This is a genomic window from Nonomuraea rhodomycinica (genome assembly GCF_013363995.1).
Taxonomy (GTDB): domain Bacteria; phylum Actinomycetota; class Actinomycetes; order Streptosporangiales; family Streptosporangiaceae; genus Nonomuraea; species Nonomuraea rhodomycinica.
Window position 1 is genome coordinate 255388 of sequence record NZ_JABWGO010000007.1, and the last position, 23184, is coordinate 278571.

The window sequence follows — 23184 nt, forward strand, 5'->3', positions numbered from 1 at the left end:
GCACTCACCAACGGGGGAGCAGGGCCGTGGCGATGGCGACCTGGGCGGGTTCCAGCGCCGCCTTGCCGTCCTCGATGTCCCACAGGGCGTTCTGCAGCACGCGGCCGAACGTCCAGCCGGTCGCCCGCTTCCGGTCCAGGCCGACGACCTCGGTCAGCAGGTCGAAGCGCCGGAGCACCGTGCCGGGCACATCACCGGTGGCCTCCACCTCGTCCCACCGGTTGTCCAGCGCCGGCAGCAACTCGAAGCCCGGGTCGCCGGCCAGCGGTTCGGGGTCGATCGCCAGCCAGGGTTCGCGCTCCCCGGCGAGGACGTTGTCGTAGTGCAGGTCCCAGTGCAGCAGCCGGTCGCCGGGTTCGCCGACCAGTTCGGCCACGACGGCCGCGCAGGTGCGCACCAGCCGCTGTTCGGCGGGGTCGCGCAGCGCCGGCACCGCCCGCTCGACCTGGTCCAGCATCGCGGCGGCGATGTCGGCCAGCCGCCGGACGTCCGGCGGGGCGGGCGCCGAGGTCAGCCGCGCCATCAGCTCGGCCAGGATCCGCAGGGCCGTGGTGTCGTCGGGGACCGAGGACAGGGGCCGGGTCGCGTCCAGCCGCTCCAGCAGCTGCGTGCCGCTGCTCTCGTCATGATCGAGCAGGCGGACGATCCCGTTGCCGTCCCACACCCGCAGGCCGATGGCCGTGCCGGCGGTCTCCTCCCGGACCTGCTGGAACTTCAGGACAGCGGGGGTCCCGTCGGACCGGAGCACCGGCAGGACGAGCGAAGCCATGCCGTACGCGGGCCGGCCGTCAGGCCGCAGCCCCCAGCGATCGAGGACCTCGCCGCCCAGCCGGGGCAGCTCGCCGATCCATGCCCGCGCCTCGGCGCCGTGCGCGCCATAGGACGCGGCGAACACATCCGGAACGTCGATGGAGATCGACTTGGTCACGGAGAACTCTCCTTCGTCAGCTCAGACAATCAGTGCGAGGAACGAAGGAGGTCACGGAGGCGCCCGAGTACCGGGCAGGCGTCAAAGCATGCCCCCACTCTAACCGGGAGCGATCACTCCTGGATGGTCCAGCGCTTTCGTCCCCTTGTCCAGATGGGCGGTCAACGGGGGTCGAAGGGGTGCGGGAGCCCCTGGGAAGGCTGTCCCGACTCGAAAGGCGCAAAGCGCCCCCCAGCGAGGGGCCTTGCCCTTCGGCTTCCGCCCAACGCCTCACCGCTCGCCAGCCGGGGCTGTGAACTGCGCGATCATTTTGGGTCTTGACGGCTCTTTTGATATCGCAAACACTCAGGGCGCCGCGCTCCGGCGCGTTGATCAAGGCAATTGTCGAAAGATCAACCATCTGCCGTCGACAAATGTTAGCGCTAACCAAGCTAGAGCTAGGTCAACACCCCCCAGGAGTCCCGCATGACCCGCCTACGCACCACGGTCCTCGGCGCCTTAGCCGCGTTGGGGCTGGTCGTCGCGTCCGCGGCACCCGCTCCCGCCGCCGCCCCCATCACCACCGCCCTCTACACAGCGGACCCGGCCGCCCTGGTGGTCGGCGACACCATGTACCTCTACACCGGCCACGACGAGGCCCCCGTCGGAGGCACCAACTTCGTCATGCGCGACTGGCACGTCTTCACCTCAGGGGACGCGACCACCTGGACCGACCAGGGCGCCAAGCTGAAAATCGCAGACTTCCCGTGGGCCGGCGCCGACGCGTGGGCCGGCGAGGTCGAGCCGAAGAACGGCAAGTACTACTGGTACGTCCCGGTCAACGGCAACGGCGCCGGCTGGATGGACATCGGGGTGGCCGTCGGCGACAGCCCGCTCGGCCCGTTCCGCGACGCCAAGGGCGGACCGCTGATCAGCGACAGCACCCCCAACTCCTCGCCGCTCAACATCGACCCGACCGTCTTCACCGACGACGACGGCCAGTCCTACATCTACTGGGGCTCCTACTACGGCCTGCGCGCCGCCAAGCTCAAGCCCGACATGATCAACCTGGACGGCTCCGTCATCACCCCGCAGGGCGTCTCGAACTTCTGGGAGGCCCCCTGGATGTTCAAGCGCAACGGCGTCTACTACCTCGCCTACGCGGCCAACGACTCCGGCTGCGCCGCCTCCGGCTACGCCTGCATCCGCTACGCCACCGCGAGCAGCCCGCTCGGCCCGTGGACCCACCGCGGCGTGGTGCTCGACCAGGTCACCTCGACGACCAACCACCCGGCGATCATCGAGTTCAAGGGCCAGTGGTACATGGTCTACCACAACGCGAGCAGCCCGGGCGGCGGCGACTTCCGGCGCTCGGTGACGCTCGACAAGCTCTACTGGAACGCCGACGGCACCATGCAGAAGGTCGTCCAGACGACCGGACCGGGCGGCGGTCCCGGCGGGCCGCCGACCGGCGCCAACCTGGCGCTGACCGCGACGCCGTCCACCTCGTACGTCTCGCCGTGGGAGACGCTCGCCGCCGTCCACGACGGGTACGTGCCCACCAGCTCGGCCGACCACAGCCACGGGGCCTACGGCAACTGGGACCACCAGGGCACCGAGTGGCTGGAGTACCGCTGGAACAGCGCCCAGTCGATCAGCCGGGTGGCCACCTACTGGTTCGACGACGATCTCGGGATCGACCTGCCCGCCTCCTGCGAGGTGCAGTACTGGAACGGCAGCGCGTACGTGGACGTGCCGGGCCAGTCGGCCTGCGGGACGGCTGCGAACACCTACAACGTCACGACGTTCCCCGCGGTCTCGACGACGCGGCTGCGGCTGAGCATCACCTCGAAGTCCGGCTACTCCACCGGCGTCCTCGAATGGATGGCCCTGTGATGAGACCTGTGATGAGACACGTCATGCGGCGGGCCGTGGTGGCCCTCCTGCTCGTCGCCGGGATGGTCGTCGCCGGGGCCCCGGCGCAGGCGGCGCAGACCATCGGCTACCCCACGTTCGGCGGCCCGGCGATCCCGGCGGCGCCCGGCTCGTACACGACCGGCAACATGATGCAGGCCATCTACGACGCGGAGAGCTCCGGCACCGACTTCTGGATGGACCGGCTGCTCGCCCGGCCCGGCAACGACCCGGCCGGCACCTGGCTGATGTCGCGCGGGCGCGCCCTGTTCATGAAGACCCACACGCCGGGCACGCTCGGCTTCGCGGGCCAGGTCGCGTACTGGGAGAGCATCAGCGACAACAACGCCTACACCATCGCCATCACGCCCGGCACCTTCACCGAGCAGGTCAACTCCCGCTGGCAGGCGCCGAGCCACTGGAAGAGCGTGCACACCAGCGGCTCGATCACGGTCAACCAGACGAAGTTCATCACCGAGAACAACGTCGCCGTGACCAACCTGTCCATCACCAACAGCGGGTCGGGCCCGGCCACGCTCCAGCTCCGCGCCACCTCCCCGTACGCCACCTCGGGCAGCGGCAGCGAGCTGACCGGCCAGGTCAACGCCAGGAACAACCTCACGACGATCTACCCGCGGCTCACCGGCGACGGGTTCACGGCCTCCGGCGGCGGGCTCAACCGGTCGGTGACCGTCGCCGCCGGCGCCACCGTGACCGCCAAGGTCGTCATGGGCTTCGTCACCAACGAGATCCCCGAGTCGCGCACCGAGTACGACGCGTACGCCGGCTACTCGGGCGCCACGGCCTTCGCCACCCACGTGCGGGCCTACAACCGGTGGTGGGCGCAGAACGTGCCCTACATCGACGTGCCGGAGCCGGCCATCAAGAAGAACATCTACTACCGCTGGTGGCTGATGCGCTTCAACCACCTCGACGCCGACATCCCCGGGCAGACCTTCCAGTTCCCCACCTCGACCGAGGGCGTGCTGGGCTACAACAACGCGATCGTGCTGACCCAGCCGATGCACATCGACGACCTGAAGTACCTGCGCGACCCGAAGTACGCCTACGGCGACTGGCTCAGCGTCGGCCAGGTGTCGAAGAACGGCCGTTTCGTCGACAACCCCGGCGACCCGGAGAACTGGTCCAACAGCTACACCCAGTACATCGCCGAGGCGGCCTGGCGCAGCTACCAGATCCACGGCGGCCAGCCCGCCATCGCGGGCAACCTGGCCCGCTACGCCGAGGGCGACGTCAAGGGCCAGCTCGCCTACTACGACCACGACAACAACAAGCTCATCGAGTACGACTGGGGCGCCCTCACCGGCAACGACGCCGACGCCGTCTCCTTCCACTGGAAGAGCGGCAACATGGACCGGGCCGAGTCGGCCTACCAGTACAGCGGCGCGCTGGCCGCCGCCCAGGCGTACGAGGCGGTCGGCAACACCGCCAAGGCCACCGAGATGCGGACCCTGGCCACGCAGATCCAGAACGCCATCGTCAACGTGCTGTGGAACCCGAACCGGCAGCTGTTCGAGCACCGGCTGAAGTCCACCAACGAGTGGGTGCCGTGGAAGGAGATCAACAACTACTATCCGTTCGCGGTCGGCGCGATCCCCAATACCGCCACCTACAAGCAGGCTTTGCGCCTGTTCGACGACCCGGCGCAGTACCCGATCTTCCCCTTCTACACCGCCAACCAGGCCGACAAGGCGGCCTCGGGCACCGGCAGCAACAACTTCTCCACGATCAACTCGACCGTGCAGTTCCGCCTGATCTCCTCGGTGCTGCGCAACTACCCCAACGCGTGGATCGACGCGACCTGGTACAAGAAGCTGCTCTACTGGAACGCCTGGGCGCAGTACGTCAACGGCGACACCCAGTGGCCCGACGCGAACGAGTTCTGGGCCGACTGGAACGGCTCGGCGATCACCTACCGGTCGTGGATCCACCACAACATCCTCGGCAGCGGCAACTGGACCGTGATCGAGGACGTGGCGGGGCTGCGGCCGCGCAACGACGCCAAGGTGGAGCTGTCGCCGATCAACATCGGCTGGTCCCACTTCACCGTCAACAACCTGCGCTACCGCAACGCCGACCTGACCATCGTCTGGGACGACCCGTCCGACGGCGTCGTGCGCTACCCGGGCGTGCCCGAGGGCTACTCGATCTACGTCAACGGCAACCGGGCCGCGACGGTCGGCTCGCTGGTGCCCTTCACCTGGGACCCGGCCACCGGTGACGTGACCACGAGCGGCACGGTCACCCACCACGTGGCCGTCTCGGGGCTCCAGGCGCCGACGCAGGTGACGCACACGAGCGCCGGCATGGTGGACATGCTGGCCAAGGCGGGCGTGGACCTGACGGCCAACCTGACCAACCTGGCCACGGGCGCCACCGCGAGCGCCTCGTACACCGGCTCGGGCAGCACGGTCGCGGGCGCCGTGGACGGCTACCCGGTCAACGAGCCGTTCTGGGGCGCGGGCGGCTCGCCCAACAGCCAGGACTGGTACGAGCTGAACTTCGGCGCGGCCCGCACCTTCAACGAGGTGCGCCTGTACTTCAAGGACAGCCGCCCGGCCAGCGCGACCTACCGGGCGCCGTCGGCGTACGACGTCCAGTACCACAACGGCAGCACGTGGGTCAGCGTGCCGAGCCAGGCCAAGAGCCCGGCGACGCCGCGGGCCAACTACAACGTGGTGACGTTCGGCGCGGTCAACGCCCAGCGGATGCGGGTGCTGGCCACCAACGCCTCCGGCGCCAAGACCGGCCTGACCGAGATCAAGGTGTTCAACCGGGGCGGCACGCAGGAGCCGCCCGCGGGCAACCTGGCGGCCTCGGCGACCCCGACGGCCTCCTACACCTCGTCCTGGGAGAGCGTCGACGCGGTCAACGACGGGATCGACCCGCCGTCCTCCAACGACACCGTCAACCCCCGCTGGGGCTGCTGGCCGGAGACCGGGCAGCAGTGGGTGGACCTGACGTGGTCGTCGGCGCAGAACCTGAGCCGGGCGCAGGTGTACTTCTTCGACGACGACGAGGGCATCGACATGCCGGCGTCGTGGAAGCTGCAGTACTGGAACGGCAGCGCGTACGTGGACGTCCCCGGCGCGAGCGCGTACACGCTGACGAAGAACGCCTACAACACCGTGACGTTCACGGCCACGAGCACCACCCGGCTGCGGGTGCTGCTCACCGGCAACGGGTCCAGCTCCGTCGGCCTCCTCGAGGTCAAGGCGTTCGGCCCGTGATCACCTGCCCCCGCCCTGGAGGCCCGATGAGACGCCTGGCCCTCTTACCGCTGCTCCTCGTCAGCGCATTCCTCGTCCCGGCGCAGGCGGCGTACGCCGCGACGAACCTCGCCACGTCCGCCACCCCGAGCGCGTCCTACACCTCTCCCTGGGAGAGCGTGGCCGCGCTCAACGACGGCATCGACCCGCCCCGCTCCAACGACACGGCCAACCGCCGCTGGGGCACCTGGCCCGACACCGGCGCCCAGTGGGCCGAGCTGACCTGGGGCGGAGCGCAGACCCTGCGGGCCGCCGAGGTCTACTTCTTCGCCGACGGCGGCGGCACCCCCGGCGCCTGGAACCCGCCGGCCAACCTGGTCACCCCGCTCAACGAGGTCTGGCAGCACGTCGAGAGCACCTACCCCGACCTGTACGGCTTCCGGAACTACGGCTGGGACCAGGTCATGGCCAACCGCGGCTCCATCAACTACTGCGTCCGGTGGGACAGCTCGGCCACGGTGACGGCCGCCCAGCGCGACCAGATCCACGCCGCCCTGGCCCGCCAGTTCAAGAAGTGGATGGACGTGATGGCCGGGCACAACGGCTGGCCGTACAGCACGGTGCCGGTGAAGGTGGTCGGCTGGGCCGTGCGCGACCGGGCGCAGCTCCAGTGGAGCGACAGCTCCGTCGACATCTACGTCAACGACATCCGCGAGAACGCGCCCCAGTGCGCCGAGCCGTGCGGCCGCTTCTTCAACCAGAGCGGCACCTACCCCGACTGCCCGGGCGGCGCGTCGCACCACTACGACATGTCGCTCTGGCTCACCGCCGGCTTCGGCGGCGGCGCGGGCGGCGACTGGGGCCAGCGCATCGGCAGCGAGTACTTCATCGGCAACCTCAACGCCGACAACATCCACATCCTGCTGCACGAGATGGGGCACTCGTTCGGGCTGGACGACTTCTACGACTGGACGCCCACGGGGCAGTGCTGCTTCCTGATGAAGGCGGGCAGCGCCACGTCCATCACGGACTTCGACGCGTGGATGCTGCGTGACTGGTGGCGGCACCTCAAGAGCCGCTACGGCTACTGACGATCACTCCGCCCCGCCCGCCTCATCCAGGCGCGGGCGGGGTCGGGGCAGCCAGGGGTCAGGGGAGCCAGGGGTCAGGGCAGCCAGCTCACCTTGCCGTGGAGCACCGCGTACCCCACGAAGGCCACGGCGTCGATCAGCGTGTGCGCCACGACCAGTGGCATCGCCCGGCCCCACCGCTGGTAGAGGCGGCCGAACACCAGCCCCATCACGACGTTGCCGACGAACCCGCCGAACCCCTGGTACAGGTGGTACGAGCCGCGCAGCAGCGACGAGACCGCCACCGCCCGCCAGGGGCTCCACCCCGCCTGGTCCAGCCGGTGCAGCAGGTAGCCGGCGACCAGCACCTCCTCCAGCACGCCGTTCTGCGCCGCGGCGAGCACCAGCACCGGCACCCGCCACCACTCGTCGGGCAGTGCTCCGGCGACGACCTGGAGGTTGACCCCCGCCGCGTACACGGCCAGGTAGAACGCCAGCCCCGTGCCGCCGATCACGGCCGCGAGGGCGGCGCCCCGGCCGAGGTCGCGGCCCGGCTCCCGCCCGTCCACGCCGATCGTGCGCAGCGACTCGCCGGAGCGGACCAGCAGGTAGGCGACCAGCGCGACGGGCGCCACCGTGATGGCGACGTTCACGAGCTGGAGCGTCAGGTCCAGCCAGGGGCGGCCGGGCGCGAGCGTGGGGGTGAGCACGGCGTGCTGGCTCCTGAGGCCGCTCGGGGCCGTGAGCGCGCCCACCAGCCGGACGAGCGCGACCAGGCCGCTGGCGCCGAGCGACACGGAGAACACCACGAGGAGCTCGGCTCCGATGAGCCGCCGGGACAGCACGGGAACACCGGTGGGGGCGGGCTGGGTGTGCATAGGCGGCAGGGTAACCCCCGGTCCGTCGGACCCGGGTAAGGGACCCCAGGGTGGCGCTGATCACGGAAACTCGGGCATATTGTCCTTTAGAGGCATTTTTCGGGTAGTAGCGTTCTTCCGGGTACAGGACTCACCCTGAGAGTGAGGCGCCTCCCATGCAGGACCAGGCCACCACCATCTTCGGCCCCGAGGGCGACGACGCCCCGGGCCTGGACGAGCTGCTGGCCCATGCGGTGGGCGGCACCGGGGCGCACATGGGCGCCCTCTACCTCCTCGCGCCCGAGGGCGACACCCTGCGCATGGAGTCGACGATCGGGCTCCCCACGCCCATCGCCAGCCAGTGGTCCAGGCTCCGCCTGGACAGCCGGGTCCCCGGCCCGGCCGCGGTGCGTGAGAGGCGCCTGGTGTGGGTGCCCGGTCAGGAGGAGATGGCGCGGCACTACCCCGACGCAGCCCTCACCCTGCCGTATCCCTTCTCGACGGTCGCCGCGCCGATCCGCACCGACGAGCACGACTGGGGCGTGCTCGTCCTGTTGTGGCCCGCGCCGCACGCCCCCGAGCTCAGCCGGCAGGAGCGGGACGTCATCGAGCTCGACTGCCGCCGGATGGCGGTCCTGCTGCGGCGGGCGGCCGAGAGCGGGTACCCGGTCGTGCCCGGCGAACGGCCCCGGCTCCTCACCGTCGGCCGGAGCGTCGAGGCCGATCCCGAGGAGGCGCGGGCCGCGCTCGACTACGTCAACCGGCTGCCCGAGGGCGGCTGCGCTCTCGACATGGACGGCCGCGTCACGTTCATGACGCAGACGGCGGCCGACCTGCTCGGCGGCAAGCTGTCCGAGCTGGTCGGGGCCCGGCCGTGGGAAGTGCTGCCGTGGCTGCGGGACCCGGTCTTCGAGGACAACTACCGGGCCGCCGCGCTCAGCAACCAGATCACCGCGTTCACCGCCTGCAACCCGCGCGGCGAGCGGCTGGCCTTCGAGCTGCACTCCGACCCGTCGGGCATCAGCGTCCGGATCGTCCCCGTCCCCGGACCGGTCCGCCAGGACGCGCCGGGGGAGACCGGGCACCTCATCAGGCCGATCCGGGCCGACACGCTCTACAACCTGGTCCACCTCGCGACCACCCTCACCCGGGCCGTCACCGTCCAGGACGTCGTGGACCTCGTCGCCGAGCAGGTCATGGTGGTCTGCGAGGCCCAGGGCATGGCCGTCCTGCTCGCCGAGAACGGCCGGATGCTGGTGGTCGGCTCCCGCAACTACGAGCCGGAGATCATCGACCACTTCGACGGCCTGCCGCTCACCGCGCACACCGCGAGCCAGCACGTCATGATCACGGGCGAGGCCGAGTTCTTCGGTAGTTGGGAGGAAATGGCCGGCCGGCACCGCGACGCGGTGCCCCAGCCCGGCATGGCGGCCTGGGCGGTGCTCCCGCTCATCGCCTCCGACCGCCCCATCGGCACCGTCGTCCTCGCGTACGAGCGCCCGCGCGTCTTCACCGCCGACGAGCGGGCCACGCTCACCTCGCTGGCCGGGCTCGTCGCCCAGGCCCTGGAGCGTGCCCGGCTCTACGACGTCAAGCACCACCTGGCCGAGGCCCTCCAGGCGAGCCTGCTGCCGAGCGCGCTGCCCAGCGTGCCGGGGCTCGACGTGGCCGCGCGGTACCTGCCCGCCACGCGCGGCATGGACATCGGCGGCGACTTCTACGACCTCATCAGGCTGGACGAGAGCATGGCCGCCGCCGTCATCGGCGACGTCCAGGGCCACGACATGACCGCCGCCGCCCTCATGGGGCAGGTGCGCACCGCCATCCACGCCCACGCGACCGCGGGCGCGAGTCCCGGCGAGGTCCTCTTCCACACCAACCGGCTGCTCATCGACCTCGCGCCCGACCTGTTCACCAGCTGCCTGTACGTCAACCTGGACCTGGAGCGGCACGTCGCGTGCCTGGCCAGCGCCGGCCACCTGCCGCCCCTGCTGCTGCCGCCCGGCGAGCCCGCGCGGATCGCGGAGCTGCCCGCGGGGCTGCTGCTCGGGCTGGACCCGGACGCCGACTACCCGACGATGGAGCTGCCCCTGCCGCCCGGGTCGATGCTGGCGCTCTACACCGACGGGCTGATCGAGGCGCCGGGCATCGACATCGGCGAGGGCATGGAGGCCCTGGGCCGCCGCCTCACCCGCTGCGCCGGCCGTCCGCTGGCCGTCGTCGCGCAGACGCTCATCGACCACGCGCTCGACGTCCAGCAGCGTACGGACGACATCGCGCTGCTGCTGCTGAAGCACCCCTGAGATCACCCGAGTAGCTGGAACACCCGGCTTGACGCCCTGCTCCCATGCCCCTATAAACAGGTTATATCTACTAAATAAGTGGGGAATAGGGAGAACCAATGAACGCACGCGGGCTTCGCGGGGTGGTGGCCGCCATGGCGGCTCTGGCACTCACGACCTTGACCGCGGCCTGCGGCGGGTCCGGCGGCGGCGACACCGGGGCCGGCGCCGCACCGGCCGAGGTGCGGCTCGGGTTCTTCCCGAACATCACCCACGCCACCGCCCTCGTCGGCGTCGAGAAGGGCCTGTTCGCCAAGCACCTCGGCGCCGGCACCACGCTCAAGACCAGCACCTTCAACGCCGGCCCCGCCGCGATCGAGGCCGTCTTCTCCGGCGCCGTCGACGCCACCTACGTCGGCCCCAACCCGGCCATCAACGCCTGGTCCAAGTCCAAGGGCAAAGCCATCAAGATCGTGGCGGGGGCGGCCTCCGGCGGCGTGTTCCTCGTCGTCAAGCCCGGCATCACCACGCCCGAGCAGCTCAAGGGCAAGAAGATCGCCACCCCGCAGCTCGGCAACACCCAGGACGTCGCGCTGCGCTACTGGCTGACCGAGAAGGGCCTCAAGACCGACACCAAGGGCGGCGGCGACGTCCACATCGTCCCGCAGGAGAACTCCCAGACCATCCAGACGTTCGCCACCGGCGACATCGACGGCGCCTGGGTGCCCGAGCCGTTCGCCAGCCGCCTCATCAAGGAGAGCGGCGGCAAGGTCCTCGTCGACGAGCGCGACCTGTGGCCGAACAAGCAGTTCGTCATCACCCACCTGATCGTCCGGCAGGAGTTCCTCAAGGAGCACCCCGACACGGTCCGCAAGCTCATCGAGGCGCACGTCGAGGCCAACGACCTCATCAAGTCCGACCCGGCCGGGTCGGCGCAGACCGCCAACGCCGCCCTGCAGAAGCTGACCGGCAAGGCGCTCAAGCCCGAGGTCCTCGACAGCGCGTTCAAGAACATCACGTTCACCGACGACCCGATCGCCTCGTCGCTGGTCACCAGCGCCGAGCACGCCACCAAGGTGGGCCTGCTGGACGAGGTCGACCTGAACGGCATCTACGACCTCAAGATCCTCAACGAGGTCCTGGCCGCCAAGGGCCAGTCGGCCATCTCGGACAAGTGACTCCCGGACAAGTGACTCCCGGACGAGTGACTCCCGGACAAGTGACGGAGGTGCCATGACCGCTCCGCTGACGGAGCAGGCCGGCGGGCGGACCGACGGGCAGCAGCCCGCCGTCCGTCTCCAGGCCGTCTCCAAGACGTACGGGCAGGGCAAGGCGAGCCTGCCGGCCCTGGACAACGTCGCCCTCGACGTCGCGCCCGGCGAGTTCGTCTGCCTGCTCGGCGCCTCCGGCTGCGGCAAGAGCACGCTGCTGTCGCTGGTCGCCGGGCTCGACGCCCCCACCGCGGGCCGCATCGACGTCGACCGGCGGCGGATCGCGCTCATGTTCCAGGAGCCCGCGCTGTTCCCGTGGCTGACCGTCTCGGCCAACGTCGAGATGGCGCTGCGGGCCAAGGGGCTCGGCAAGCGGGAGCGGCGCGCCAGGGCGGCGGAGTACCTGGAGACCGTCCACCTCGGCGGGTTCGGCCACAAGCGACCCCACGAGCTGTCGGGCGGCATGCGGCAGCGCGTCTCGCTGGCCCGGGCGCTCGCCCAGGACGCCGACGTGCTGCTCATGGACGAGCCGTTCGGCGCGCTCGACGCGATGACCCGCGACCTGCTCCACGACGAGCTGGAGCGCGTCTGGCGCGAGCGCGACCTCGCCGTCCTGTTCGTCACCCACAACGTCCGCGAGGCCGTCCGGCTCGGCGACCGGGTCGTGCTGCTGTCCAGCCGCCCCGGCCGGGTCGTCGAGGACTTCCCGGTCACGCTGCCGCGGCCCCGCCGTACCGACTCGGCCGAGGTCGCCGAGCAGGCCGGCGAGATCACCCGGCGCCTGCGCGAAGAGGTCATGCGCCACGGCGCCGCGCCGAACCGCGTCCCCCGGGAGGCGACCGCCGATGGCCGCTGACCCGCCGGCCGCCGCAACCCCGGCCCCGCCCCTCGCACTGGAGGTCGCCTCCGATGGCCGCTGACACGCACGCCCGGCAGATCGCCGGGCTCGACGCCCTGGAGCTGGCGCCCGCCCGCCGCGCCGGCCTGCTCACCCGCGTCTGGGCCGGCACGTGGCCCGTCGTCCTGGCCGTCGTCCTCGTGCTCGCCGCCTGGGAGCTCGTGGTGCTCGCCGGGTGGTGGCCCGAGTACGTCTTCGCCGGGCCCGTGACCACGCTCACCGAGCTCGGCCACCGCCTCGGCGAGGCCGAGTTCTACCAGGCCCTGACGGTCACCATGCGCCGCGCCGTCGCCGGGTTCGCCCTCGCGATCGCCGTCGGGCTGGTCGTCGGCGCGCTGGTGTCGCGCATCCGGCCGCTGCGCCGCGCCGTCGGCTCGCTCATCACCGGGCTCCAGACGATGCCGTCCATCGCCTGGTTCCCGCTCGCGATCCTGCTGTTCGGGCTGAGCGAGAGCGCGATCCTGTTCGTGGTGGTGCTCGGGGCCGCGCCGTCCGTCGCCAACGGCCTGATCGCCGGCGTCGACTACACCCCGCCCATCCTGCTGCGGGCCGGGCACATGCTGGGCTTCCGGCGGCTCACGCTGTACCGGCACGTCATCCTGCCGGCCTCGCTGCCGTCGTTCCTGGCCGGGCTCAAGCAGGGCTGGGCGTTCGCCTGGCGCTCCCTGATGGCCGGCGAACTGCTCGTCATCATCGCCAACCGGCCGTCGCTCGGCGAGCAGCTCCACTTCGCGCGCGAGCTGGCCGACTCGCCCGGCCTGCTCGCCACCATGATCGTGATCCTCGTCGTCGGCATCCTCGTGGACCGGCTGTTCGGGCTGGCCGACAACGCCCTGCGCCGCCGCTGGGGCCTGCACCAGGTGACCGCCTGAACGACATGCGGATCTCCGCCCGGACCCAGTACGCCCTGAGAGCCGCCGCCGAGCTGGCCGCCGCCCCGCCCGGGCCGGTGCCCGCCGAGCGCATCGCGGCGGCCCAGGGCATTCCCCGCAAGTTCCTCGACAACATCCTGCTCCAGTTGCGCCGCGCCGGCCTCCTGCACAGCCAGCGCGGCCCCGACGGCGGCTACTGGCTCGCCCACCCGAAGGAGCAGATCAGCCTGGCCGACATCATCACGGTGGTGGAGGGCGTGCCGGAAGGGGGTGACCACGGCGGGTACCCGGGGGTGGCGCGGCCCCTGGCGGACGTGTGGAGCGCGTTACGGGACCACGAGGAGACGCTGCTGTCGGAGATCACTCTCGCCCACGTGGCCGAGGGCGCCCTCCCACCGCCCCACGACCACCCCCGCCCGCCCCTCCCGACGCCCTCTCCGCCGTCCCTGCCGTCCCCGCCGGACGAGACGTCGGGGGAGGAGGGGTCCTCCGGGGATGACAGGTCGTCCCGGGAGGACCGGTCGTCTCCTCACGACCGGTCGTCTCCTCACGACCGGTCGTCTCCTCACGAACGGTCGTCTCCTCACCAACGGTCGTCTTCTCACGACCCGTCGCCCGCGCCGGACGGGGCCGCAGCCCGGCTCGCCACCCGGCCCGGCTGAGGCAGGGACGGTCCCGGCGGCGGCCTCCGCCGCGGAGGGTGCCAGGATTGGCGCATGTCCGGGCTGGTGGAGCTGTGTGGGAGAGAAGCGGAGGCGGGAGCGATCGCGGCCTCGCTGGCCGGAGCCCGCCGCGGCGAGAGCGCCCTGCTCGTGCTGCGCGGCGAGCCCGGCATAGGCAAGACCGCGTTGCTCGACCACGCGGTCGCGGCGGCCGGCGATCTGCGGCTGCTTCGGGGCACGGGGGTCGAGTCCGAGGCGGAGTTGCCGTTCGCGGGGCTGGAGATGGTGCTGCGTCCGGCGCTCGGGTGCCTTCCGGCGCTGCCCGCTCCGCAGCGTGCGGCGCTGGAGTCGGCCTTCGGGCTCGGCTCGGGGTCCGGCGCCGACCCGATGCTCGTCGGGCTCGCGACGCTGTCGCTCCTCACCGAGTACGCGAACGAGGACGGGCTGCTGTGCGTGGTCGACGACGCGCAATGGCTCGACCGGGCGTCCCGGGACGCGCTGCTGTTCGCCGCCCGGCGGCTGCGGGCCGAGGGGGTGGTCATGCTCTTCGCCGCGCGTGACGGCGAGGGCTCCTTCCCGGCGCCCGGCCTTCCGGAGCTGCGCCTGCCCGGGCTGCGCCCGGAGGCGGCCGCGGCGCTGCTGGACCGTCACCCGCTGCCGCCCGCGCTGCGCTTCCGGCTGCTGGCCGAGGCGCGGGGCAACCCGCTGGCCCTGCTGGAGCTGCCCGTCGCGCTGGGCGCCGAACCGGCCGCCGCGTTCGCCCCTGGGGCGCTGCCCATGACCAGCCGGCTGCAGCTGACCTTCCACGGCCAGGTCAGCCGGATTCCGGAGGCGTCCCAGACGCTGCTGCTGGTCGCCGCGGCCGACGACGCCGGCGACCTGGCCGCGATCCTGCGGGCCGCCGCGACCCTGGGGGCGGGCGTCGAGGACCTGCTGCCGGCCGAGCGGGCGGGGCTCGTCGTCCGCGGCGGCCCCGACGACGCTCTCCGCTTCCGCCACCCGCTGATCCGCGCCGCCGTCTACCAGCGCGCGCCGCTCGCCCACCGCCTGGCGGTCCACCGCGCGCTGGCCGCGGCTCTCGACGGCCCCGAGCACGCCGACCGCCGGGCCTGGCACCTGGCGGCCGCGGCCACCGGCCCCGACGAGGAGGCCGCCAACGCCCTCGAACACGCCGCGGCCCGCGCCCGCGAACGCAGCGGCTACGAGGCCGCGGCGGCGGCCTGCGAACGCGCGGCCCGCCTGAGCGCCGACCCCGGGGCGAGGGCCCGCCGGGAGGCCATGGCCGCCGAGGCCGCCCTGGAGACCGGCGACCTGGAGCGGGCCGGCGACCTGGCGCGCCGCGCGGACGCAGGGGCCGGCGGCCTTCCGGCCGTGCGCGCGAGGCTGGCCCAGGTCCAGGCCCTCGCCGACTTCTGGAAGGGCTCCTATCCGGTCGCCCATCAGCGGCTGCTCGACGGCGCCGCGCTCATCAGCGGCGCCGACCCGGCCGGGCTCGTCGTCGGTGCCGATTCGGCCGAGCGCCTCGGAGGCGCCGACCCCGCCGAGCGCATCGGAGGCAAAGACCCCGCCGAGCGCATCGGCGGCGCAGACCCCGCCCAGGCCGCGCAGATGCTGATCCAGGCCCTGCACACCGCCTGGTACCTCGGAGAACGGCAGCTCGCGGCGACCCTGGAGCGGCTGTCGGCGCTGCCGCTCGCCGACACCGACCCTCTGGCGCCGATCGCCCGCTTCCTCGTGCACCTGCTGCACACCGGCGGGACAGAGCAGCCTCCGCTGCTGGGCGAGACGCTCGACACGGTGCGCCGTCGCGGCGAGGCGCCCGACCAGGCCCTGATGATCCTGTGCGGCGCGGCACTGGCCCGGGGCCAGGACGCCGACGCCTACCTGCTGGCGAACACGCTCGCGGCCGGACACCGGGCACGGGGCAGGGCCGGACGGCTGCCCACGGTGCTGTTCTTCGCGGCCGAGGGCGAGGTGTTCACCGGCCGCCACCTGGACGCGCTGACCACGGCGACCGAGGCGCTCGGCCTCGCCCGCGACACCGGGCAGCAGCAGTGGGTCAGCCAGTTCAGCAGCGTGCTGGCCTACCTCGACGCGGCCAGGGGCGAGGAGGACGCCTGCGGGCGGCACGCCGAGGCCGGCCTGGCCGGAGGGGCCGCCGGAGCGATCTCTCCGGGGGCTCCCTGGGCGTACTGGGCCCTCGGCCTGCTGGACCTGGGCCTGGGGCGCGCCGAAGCCGCCCTCTCGCGCTTCGAGCGCCTGGCCCGCGAACCGATGCGCCACCACATCTGCGCCACCCGTTCCACCCCCGACCTGGTGGAGTCGGCCGTACGGGTCGGGGCGCCGGAACGCGCGGCCGAGCCGCTGGCCCGCTTCGAACGGTGGGCGGAGTCGGTCCGGCAGCCCTGGGCCGACGCGCTCGTCCTGCGCTGCCGGGGCCTGCTGGGCGCCGACGAGCGGGCCGAGCAGTCGTACGCGGCGGCACTCAAGCTCCACGACCAGGACAGCCGCCCGGTCGAGTACGCCAGGACGGCGCTGCTGTACGGCGAGTGGCTGCGCCGGGCGCGCCGCAAGGCGGAGGCGCGCGGCCTGCTGAATGGCGCGCTGGAGGTCTTCGACCGGCTCGGCATGGCGCCGTGGGCGGAACGGGCCCGCGGCGAGCTCACCGCGACCGGCGCCCAGGACCAGGGGGCGCGCGCCGGTGAGGGAGCGGCGGCGACGCTCACCCCGCAGGAGCTGCAGATCGTCCGGCTCGCCGCGCAGGGCCTGTCCAACCGGGACATCGCGGCGCAGCTGTTCCTCAGCCACCGCACGGTCGGCTACCACCTCTACAAGGCGTATCCCAAGCTCGGCGTCGCCTCCCGCGGCGAGCTCAAGGACCTTGCCGTCGGTCCGGGGCTGTGAGTACCTTGGCCCGATGACCCCGCCAGAACAGGTCCTACCTGGGCAGACACTGCCCGTCGACGTCGACGCCGTCCCCGCGGTGGAGCTCGGCCCCGGAGTGCACGTGCGGATGCTCCCGGGGATGGAGGGGATCAGGACCTGGGTCGTCGATCTCGCGCCGGGCGCGGAGTGGCCGGAGCTGGACGTCCACGAGACGTACGGCGAGGCGTACTTCGTGGTCCACGGCGAGCTCATCGAGGGCGAGCGCACCCACGGCCCGGGCACCTACGTCGCCTTCGGGCCGAGGACCAGCCATCGGCCCCGCTCCGAGACCGGCGTGCGGGCCTTCGGCTTCAACTACGACGTGTGACCGGGCCCGGCGACGATCGTCGTGGTCGTCGTGGTCGTCGTGGTCGTCGGGGCGGGGGCGGACCGGTGACCGGGTCCGCCCGCCGACGTCAGGCTCCGCCCGCCGGTGTCAGGCCCCGGCCGGCACCTTGTCGAGGAAGCCGAGCACCTGGCTGATCCGGCCGTCCTCGCCCACGACCGCGACGTCGAACCCGACGGCGAGCGCCTCGCCGCCCTCCGGACCCAGGTTCCAGGTGAACCGGGCGATGTCGTGGTGGGCGTCCACGGCCCCGCCGAGGCTGAAGACCAGCCCGCCGAACTGGCCCTGGACGGCGGCGATCGTCGCGTCCAGGCCGTCGAGGCCGCGCACCGACACCAGCGGGTCGGTGTAGGTGGCGTCCTCGGCGAACACCTCCGCCAGCGCGGCCCGCCTGGCCGTCGCGTCGGTCTCGTTCCAGGCGGCGAGGTAGCGCTGGACCAGCTCGTTGATGTCGCTCATCTTGCTCTCCTTCGTGGTCGTTCGTTCTGACCACAAAGTTACGGAGCCGCCGTCGACGGGGAATCTGTCGCGCTTAGGTAGTTGCTCAGGTATTTCGCCGGTCATGCACCGAGCACAGCCAGGACGTGCGGCCAGGCCTCCGCTCCCAGGGCCGCGTCAGCCGCGGCGGATCCCCCGTACAGGAACGACGGAGACGGCCACATCTGGTCGTCCGCGCCCGCGACCAGCAGGACGTCGGCGCCGGCCCGTGATCGGGCCATTCGGCCGGGTACGGGGCGACGTCGGCCCAGACCACGGACGACGGCGACAGGGCGACGACGGCGTCCACGCGCGGCTCCAGGCAGGCGAGCGTCAGTGCGGCCTCCGCGCCCTTCGAGCTCCCGAGCACCGCCAGCCGCGACACACCCGTCTGCGCCAGCAGGTCGAGTGCCGCGACGAACGTCTCGAGCGGCACCTCGCAGATGCCCGGCGGCTGACCCGCCCCGCCGAACCAGCGGACGGACATCGCGGTCACGCCGTGCCGCGCCAGCAGGTCGCAGCGCTGTGACTCGATCCGGCCGCTGGACCCGGCCAGTACCAGAACCCCGGTCCGGGCGCCCGGGGAGACCGCCGTGTACCTCTCCACCGCACGCATGATGGCCCCCGCCGCGGCGTGACCCCAGCGAGTGGTCACCCGCCGGGCGGTTTCGGCGGGGGCCGGCGTGGCACAGTCCGGATGTGAACGACGTCTGGGATCTCGTGGTCGTGGGCGGCGGGCCGGCGGGCGCGGCGGCGGCGCTGCGGGCACGGCAACTGCGCCCGGGCGCCCGTGTCCTGCTGCTCGACAAGGCCGGCTTCCCGCGTGACAAGGCGTGCGGCGACGGCATAGCGGCCCACGGGCGCGACGAGCTGGCCCTGCTCGGTCTGCCCGGCCTGATCGACGACTACCGGCCCACCTCCCGCCTGTCCGTGGTGTCGCCGAGCGGTTCGCGGGTGAGCGCCGAGGCGGCCCGGCCCAACCACGTCGTGCCGCGCCGCGTGTTCGACGCCCGCCTGGTCGAGGCCGCCCGGGCCCGCGGCGTCGAGGTACGCCGCCACCGGGTCCGCGTGATCGACCAGTCCGGCCCGTACCCGGTCATCGACGCGGTCATCGCCGCCCGCGCGGTCGTGGCGGCCGACGGCGCCCACTCGGCCGTCCGCCGGCTCGTCGGCATCCCGCCCAACGCGGCCCAGCACACGGCCATCGCCGTACGCGGGTACGCCGACGTGCCCGGCTCCGACGACGCCCAGCTCATCGCCATGCAGAAGGAGGGCTGGCCCGCCTACGCCTGGTCGTTCCCGATCGGCGACGGCACCGCGAACGTCGGCTTCGGCATGCTGCTGCCCCGGCTGCACGCGCTCGGCACGCCCGGCCGGGAGGTGCTGCACGGCCGTCTCGCCGAGCTGCTGCCCGACCGCCCGGCCCGCGAGCTGCGCGCCCATCACCTGCCGCTGTCGTCCGGACGGCCGGCGCCGGGCGCGGGCCGCGTCATGCTCGCCGGGGACGCCGCCAGCCTGATCAACCCGCTCACCGGCGAGGGCATCTACTACGCCCTGCTGTCGGGACGGCTGGCGGGCGAGGCGGCCGTCGAGGCGCCCGCCGACCCGCTGCCCGCCTACCGGCGCAAGCTGCGCGCCGCCCTCGGTCCGCACCTGCGGACCACCGACGTGCTGGCCCGCCTCGCCCAGTCACCCGGGTTCATCGACGCGGCCATCGGCACGGCGGCCCGGCGCAAGGAGGTGTTCGACCTGCTGGTGGAGGTGGGGCTGGGCGCGGGGATGGTGCCGCTGCCGATGGCGCTCGCCGTGGGCCGCCGCTGGCTGCGCGAGTCCGTGTCGAACCTGCTCCCCGGCGCTCGTCGCGGGTGAACCTCAGGCGACCAGGGAAGGACCGTTGGCGAGCAGGACGAGGACGCCCACCGCCGCCACCCCGATCGCGGCGGCGAACGGCGCCCGGGCCGACCGGCCGTGCAGCAGCGTCCCCGCCGCCACCAGCGCCCCCGTCACCGCCACCGCCAGCCATCCCGCGACACCGGCCTCGCCCGGCGGCGCGAAGACCAGCAGCCACGTCGCGGCCAGCAGCGGCAGCGGGGCCAGCAGCCGGGTGCGCTCCGCGCCGAGCCGCTGCGGCCACCCGCGCACCCCGGCGGCGAGGTCGTGCGGGATGTCGGGCAGGACGTTCGCCAGGTGGGCGCCGCACCCGAGCAGGGCCGCCGCGGTCACCGCCCACCACGCCGGCCACGGGTGTCCAGGCAGGCCGAGCGTCACGAAGGCGGGCAGCGAACCGAAGCCCACCGCGTACGGCGCCCAGGACAGGACCGTGGCCTTCACCCCCAGGTCGTAGGCCCACGCGGCGGCCACGCCCACGAGGTGCGCGGACCCGGCGAGCAGCCCGGAGGCCAGCGAGAGCGGCACGCACAGGGCGAGGGCGACGAACGCGGCGTTCCGCACGGCGGCGGCGCTGACCGTGCCGTCCACGATCGGCTTGCCGGCCCGCTCGGCCGCGACGTCGTGACGGGCGTCGACCGCGTCGTTGCACCAGCCGACCGAGAGCTGCCCGGCCAGCACGGCCGCGGCCACCAGCGCGCAGCCGGCCGCGTCGCGCCCGCTCGCCACCGCGAGCGCGGTCACCAGGGACGTCACCGCGACGGTCGGGCCGGGATGGCAGGCCCGCGCCAGCCCGGCGGCCGTCCGCCACAGGCCGCCCGGCCGCACCGCCTCACCGCCAGTCACCCCCCGATCGTAGGCCGCCACCGCACACCGTCGTGGGCCGCGCCTTGCCGGGATGATCGAAAAGGCAGGGGAATGTGGTCATCTCGATGGCTTAGCGGTCGTCCGAAGGGGAAGCGTCCGGAAGGTCGGAGTCGTACAGCGCCACGAGCCGGAGACCGCACATGACCCGTATCGCTGCCGTCCGTACGTCCTTCCCGCCCAACCGCTACCCCCAGGCGGAGCTGACGGACATGGCGGCGCGGATGTGCCTGCCCGACGGCGCCGACCGGCGGCTGCTCGACCGGCTGCACCGCAGCGCCCGCGTCGACTTCCGCAACCTCGCGCTGCCGATCGAGGAGTACGCCGGGCTCGACGGGTTCGGCGCGGCCAACGACGCGTACATCGCCACAGCCGTCGAGCTGGGCGCCGAGAGCGTGAGCGGGGCGATCAAGGCGGCCGGGCTGGAACCGGAGGACGTGGACATGATCATGTTCACGTCGGTGACGGGCGTCGCCGCGCCCTCGGTGGACGCCCGCCTGGTCGAGCGGGTCGGGCTGCGGCCCGACGTCAAGCGGCTGCCGGTGTTCGGGCTCGGCTGCGTGGCCGGGGCGGCGGGGATCTCCCGGCTGCACGACTACCTGCGCGGCTGGCCCGACCACGTCGCGGTCCTGCTGTCGGTCGAGCTGTGCTCGCTGACCGTGCAGCGCGGCGACTCCTCGCCCGCCAACCTGGTCGCGAGCGCGCTGTTCGGCGACGGCTCGGCGGCCGTGGTGGCCTGCGGCGCCGAGCGGGCGGCGCACGGGCCGGCCGTGGTGGCCACGCGCGGGCACCTGTACCCGGACTCGGCGCACGTCATGGGCTGGGAGGTGCGCGACACGGGGTTCGGCGTGCTGCTGGACGCCAGCGTCCCGGACATGGTCCGCCGCTACCTGGCCGACGACGTGCGCGACTTCCTCGCCGGGCACGGGCTCACCGCGCGCGACATGGCCGTCTGGGTGTGCCATCCCGGCGGGCCCAAGGTACTGGACGCCGTGGCCGAGGTGCTCGACCTGCCCGCCGGCGCCCTGGAGCTGACCTGGCGGTCCCTGGCCGCCAACGGCAACCTGTCGTCCTCGTCGGTCCTGCACGTGCTGGGCGACACGCTCGACGAGCGGCGCCCGCGGCCCGGGGAGTACGGGCTGCTGCTCGCGATGGGCCCCGGTTTCTGCTCCGAACTCGTCCTCCTGCGCTGGTGACCCCATGCTCTGGTATCTGACGCTCGTCCTGCTCGTCGGCCTGGAACGCCTGGCCGAGCTGCGCATCGCCCGCCGCAACGCCCGCTGGAGCCGCGAACGCGGCGGTGTCGTCACCGGCCAGGGCCACTACCCCTGGATGGTGGCCCTGCACACCGGCCTGCTCGCCGGCGCGCCGCTGGAGGTGGCGCTGGCCGACCGGCCGTTCCTGCCCGCCCTCGGCTGGCCGATGCTGGCGCTCGTCGTCGCCGCCCAGGCGCTGCGCTGGTGGTGCATCACGGCGCTCGGCCCCCGCTGGAACACCCAGGTGATCGTGGTGCCGGGGCTGCCGCTCGTGACGCGCGGGCCGTACCGGTTCGGGTGGCTGCGGCACCCCAACTACGTGGCCGTGGTCGTGGAGGGCGCCGCGCTGCCGCTCGTCCACACCGCGTGGATCACCGCGCTGGCGTTCACCGTGCTCAACGCGGTCCTCATGGTCGTGCGCATCCGCTGCGAGAACGCGGCGCTGGCCATGGCCGCCGGGCGGGCCGCCGCGTGATCGACGTCCTCGTGGCCGGGGGCGGGCCCGCCGGCCTGGCGACCGCGATCCACGCCGCCCTGGCCGGGATGGAGGCGGTGGTGGTGGAGCCGCGCGCCACGCCCGTGGACAAGGCGTGCGGCGAGGGCCTGATGCCCGGCGGGGTGGCGGCGCTGACGGCGATGGGCGTGGAGCTGACGGGCCGCCCGCTGCGCGGCATCCACTACCTCGACGGCCGCCACTCGGCGCGGGCCGCGTTCCACGACGCCGAGGGACTCGGGGTGCGGCGGACCGTCCTGCACGCCGCCCTCGCCCGCCGCGCCGCCGAGCTGGGCGTCAAGACCGTCACCGGCCGGGTGTCGGCCGTGCGCCAGGACGGCGACGGCGTCGAGGCGGCAGGGCTGCGCGCCCGCTGGCTCGTGGCGGCGGACGGCCTGCACTCGCCGGTCCGCCGCTCGCTCGGGCTCGGCCTGCCCGACGCGCGGCCACGCCGGTACGGCCTGCGCCGCCACTACCGGGTGGCCCCCTGGAACGACCACGTCGAGGTCCACTGGTCCGGCGCCGGCGAGGCGTACGTGACGCCGGTGGCCGGGGACCTCGTCGGGGTGGCGATCCTCAGCACCCGCCGGGGCGGCTACGAGGAGCACCTGGAGGCGTTCCCCGGCCTGCTGGCCCGCCTGGACGGGGCGCCGGCGACGGCGGTGCGCGGCGCCGGGCCGCTGCGCCAGCGCGTGCGCTCGCGCGTCGCCGGGCGGGTGCTGCTGGTGGGCGACGCCGCCGGCTACACCGACGCGCTCACCGGCGAGGGGGTGTCGCTGGCGGCGCGGTGCGCGCGGGCCCTGGTCGACTCCCTGCGGCGGGGCCGGCCGCGGGACTACGAGCGGGCATGGGCGCGGATCTCGCGGGCGCACCGGCTGCTCACGGGCGCGCTGGTGTACGTTGCCGGCCGTCCGGGCACGGCCCGCCTGGTCGTGCCGGCCGCCCAGCGCCTCCCGGCCGTGTTCACCGCCACGGTCCGCGCGCTGTCGTGAGACCGGGCGCGGCGCGTCCTGGCGGCCTCTCCTGGAACCGG

At 73.1% G+C, this 23184-nt stretch carries 18 protein-coding genes and 1 pseudogene; 14 read left to right on the top strand and 5 right to left on the bottom strand.

Translation table 11 applies throughout. The features are described from left to right. Positions 1-4 precede the first annotated feature (4 nt). Positions 5-928, bottom strand: coding sequence for an aminoglycoside phosphotransferase family protein (locus HT134_RS27365; RefSeq protein WP_175603324.1), 924 nt, complete (start codon positions 926-928; stop codon positions 5-7). Positions 929-1393: 465 nt separating this feature from the next. Here HT134_RS27365 and HT134_RS27370 point away from each other — a divergent pair, with 465 nt between their 5' ends. The 3 genes from HT134_RS27370 to HT134_RS27380 are packed head-to-tail and all read left to right on the top strand — an operon-like array spanning position 1394 to position 7142. Then, positions 1394-2803 (top strand): glycoside hydrolase family 43 protein, encoded by a 1410-nt coding sequence (locus HT134_RS27370; RefSeq protein ID WP_175603325.1) that lies wholly within the window; start codon positions 1394-1396, stop codon positions 2801-2803. An 11-nt stretch (positions 2804-2814) separates the two neighbouring features. Then, on the top strand, positions 2815-6072 hold the full coding sequence (locus tag HT134_RS27375) for a discoidin domain-containing protein (RefSeq protein WP_246365523.1): 3258 nt from the start codon (positions 2815-2817) through the stop codon (positions 6070-6072). 26 nt (positions 6073-6098) lie between these two features. Beyond that, positions 6099-7142: a hypothetical protein gene (locus HT134_RS27380; protein WP_217708406.1), complete on the top strand. Its 1044-nt coding sequence runs from the start codon at positions 6099-6101 to the stop codon at positions 7140-7142. 74 nt (positions 7143-7216) lie between these two features. Here HT134_RS27380 and HT134_RS27385 read toward each other — a convergent pair whose 3' ends face one another. Continuing rightward, positions 7217-7999: a CPBP family intramembrane glutamic endopeptidase gene (locus HT134_RS27385; protein ID WP_175603326.1), complete on the bottom strand. Its 783-nt coding sequence runs from the start codon at positions 7997-7999 to the stop codon at positions 7217-7219. A gap of 155 nt (positions 8000-8154) precedes the next feature. Between HT134_RS27385 and HT134_RS27390 the strand changes: the two genes are divergently transcribed. The 7 genes and pseudogenes from HT134_RS27390 (at position 8155) to HT134_RS27420 (ending at position 17156) form a co-directional block, all read left to right on the top strand. Next, on the top strand, positions 8155-10281 hold the full coding sequence (locus tag HT134_RS27390; RefSeq protein WP_175603327.1) for a SpoIIE family protein phosphatase: 2127 nt from the start codon (positions 8155-8157) through the stop codon (positions 10279-10281). Positions 10282-10379: 98 nt separating this feature from the next. Further along, positions 10380-11438: an ABC transporter substrate-binding protein gene (locus tag HT134_RS27395; RefSeq protein ID WP_175603328.1), complete on the top strand. Its 1059-nt coding sequence runs from the start codon at positions 10380-10382 to the stop codon at positions 11436-11438. A 55-nt stretch (positions 11439-11493) separates the two neighbouring features. Then, entirely contained in the window at positions 11494-12327 is an 834-nt protein-coding gene (locus HT134_RS27400) for an ABC transporter ATP-binding protein (RefSeq protein ID WP_175603329.1), read from the top strand. Between the two features lie 53 nt (positions 12328-12380). Beyond that, the gene (locus tag HT134_RS27405; protein WP_175603330.1) at positions 12381-13241 is read left to right on the top strand and encodes an ABC transporter permease; all 861 of its coding nucleotides are present in this window, start codon (positions 12381-12383) and stop codon (positions 13239-13241) included. Between the two features lie 5 nt (positions 13242-13246). Continuing rightward, positions 13247-13636: pseudogene (locus tag HT134_RS46020) on the top strand (RrF2 family transcriptional regulator); the annotation flags it as partial. Between the two features lie 321 nt (positions 13637-13957). Continuing rightward, complete coding sequence (locus HT134_RS27415) at positions 13958-16807, top strand: helix-turn-helix transcriptional regulator (protein ID WP_175603332.1); 2850 nt, start codon at positions 13958-13960, stop codon at positions 16805-16807. A 13-nt stretch (positions 16808-16820) separates the two neighbouring features. Beyond that, a complete protein-coding gene (locus HT134_RS27420) occupies positions 16821-17156 on the top strand; it encodes a cupin domain-containing protein (protein ID WP_175603333.1) in 336 nt (111 codons plus the stop codon). Positions 17157-17264: 108 nt separating this feature from the next. Here the strand turns inward: HT134_RS27420 and HT134_RS27425 are convergent, their stop codons facing one another. Together HT134_RS27425 and HT134_RS27430 are read right to left on the bottom strand one after the other, a co-directional pair. Next, the gene (locus HT134_RS27425; protein WP_175603334.1) at positions 17265-17633 is read right to left on the bottom strand and encodes a nuclear transport factor 2 family protein; all 369 of its coding nucleotides are present in this window, start codon (positions 17631-17633) and stop codon (positions 17265-17267) included. A gap of 85 nt (positions 17634-17718) precedes the next feature. Beyond that, the gene (locus HT134_RS27430) at positions 17719-18258 is read right to left on the bottom strand and encodes an acyl-CoA thioester hydrolase/BAAT C-terminal domain-containing protein (protein WP_217708407.1); all 540 of its coding nucleotides are present in this window, start codon (positions 18256-18258) and stop codon (positions 17719-17721) included. 92 nt (positions 18259-18350) lie between these two features. On the opposite strand from HT134_RS27430, the gene HT134_RS27435 reads away from it, so the two are divergent. Continuing rightward, positions 18351-19520: a geranylgeranyl reductase family protein gene (locus tag HT134_RS27435; RefSeq protein WP_312888474.1), complete on the top strand. Its 1170-nt coding sequence runs from the start codon at positions 18351-18353 to the stop codon at positions 19518-19520. A 3-nt stretch (positions 19521-19523) separates the two neighbouring features. On the opposite strand, the gene HT134_RS27440 is transcribed toward HT134_RS27435, so the two are convergent. Continuing rightward, positions 19524-20384: a UbiA family prenyltransferase gene (locus HT134_RS27440; RefSeq protein WP_175603335.1), complete on the bottom strand. Its 861-nt coding sequence runs from the start codon at positions 20382-20384 to the stop codon at positions 19524-19526. A 161-nt stretch (positions 20385-20545) separates the two neighbouring features. Between HT134_RS27440 and HT134_RS27445 the strand changes: the two genes are divergently transcribed. From HT134_RS27445 to HT134_RS27455, 3 genes are read left to right on the top strand one after another with little or no spacing between them, the layout of a single operon-like run. After that, positions 20546-21598 (top strand): type III polyketide synthase, encoded by a 1053-nt coding sequence (locus tag HT134_RS27445; protein WP_175603336.1) that lies wholly within the window; start codon positions 20546-20548, stop codon positions 21596-21598. Positions 21599-21602: 4 nt separating this feature from the next. Next, on the top strand, positions 21603-22133 hold the full coding sequence (locus tag HT134_RS27450; RefSeq protein WP_175603337.1) for an isoprenylcysteine carboxyl methyltransferase family protein: 531 nt from the start codon (positions 21603-21605) through the stop codon (positions 22131-22133). Next, a complete protein-coding gene (locus HT134_RS27455; RefSeq protein WP_175603338.1) occupies positions 22130-23143 on the top strand; it encodes an NAD(P)/FAD-dependent oxidoreductase in 1014 nt (337 codons plus the stop codon). Before HT134_RS27450 ends, HT134_RS27455 begins: the two co-directional genes overlap by 4 nt. The last annotated feature ends 41 nt before the right edge of the window (positions 23144-23184 follow it).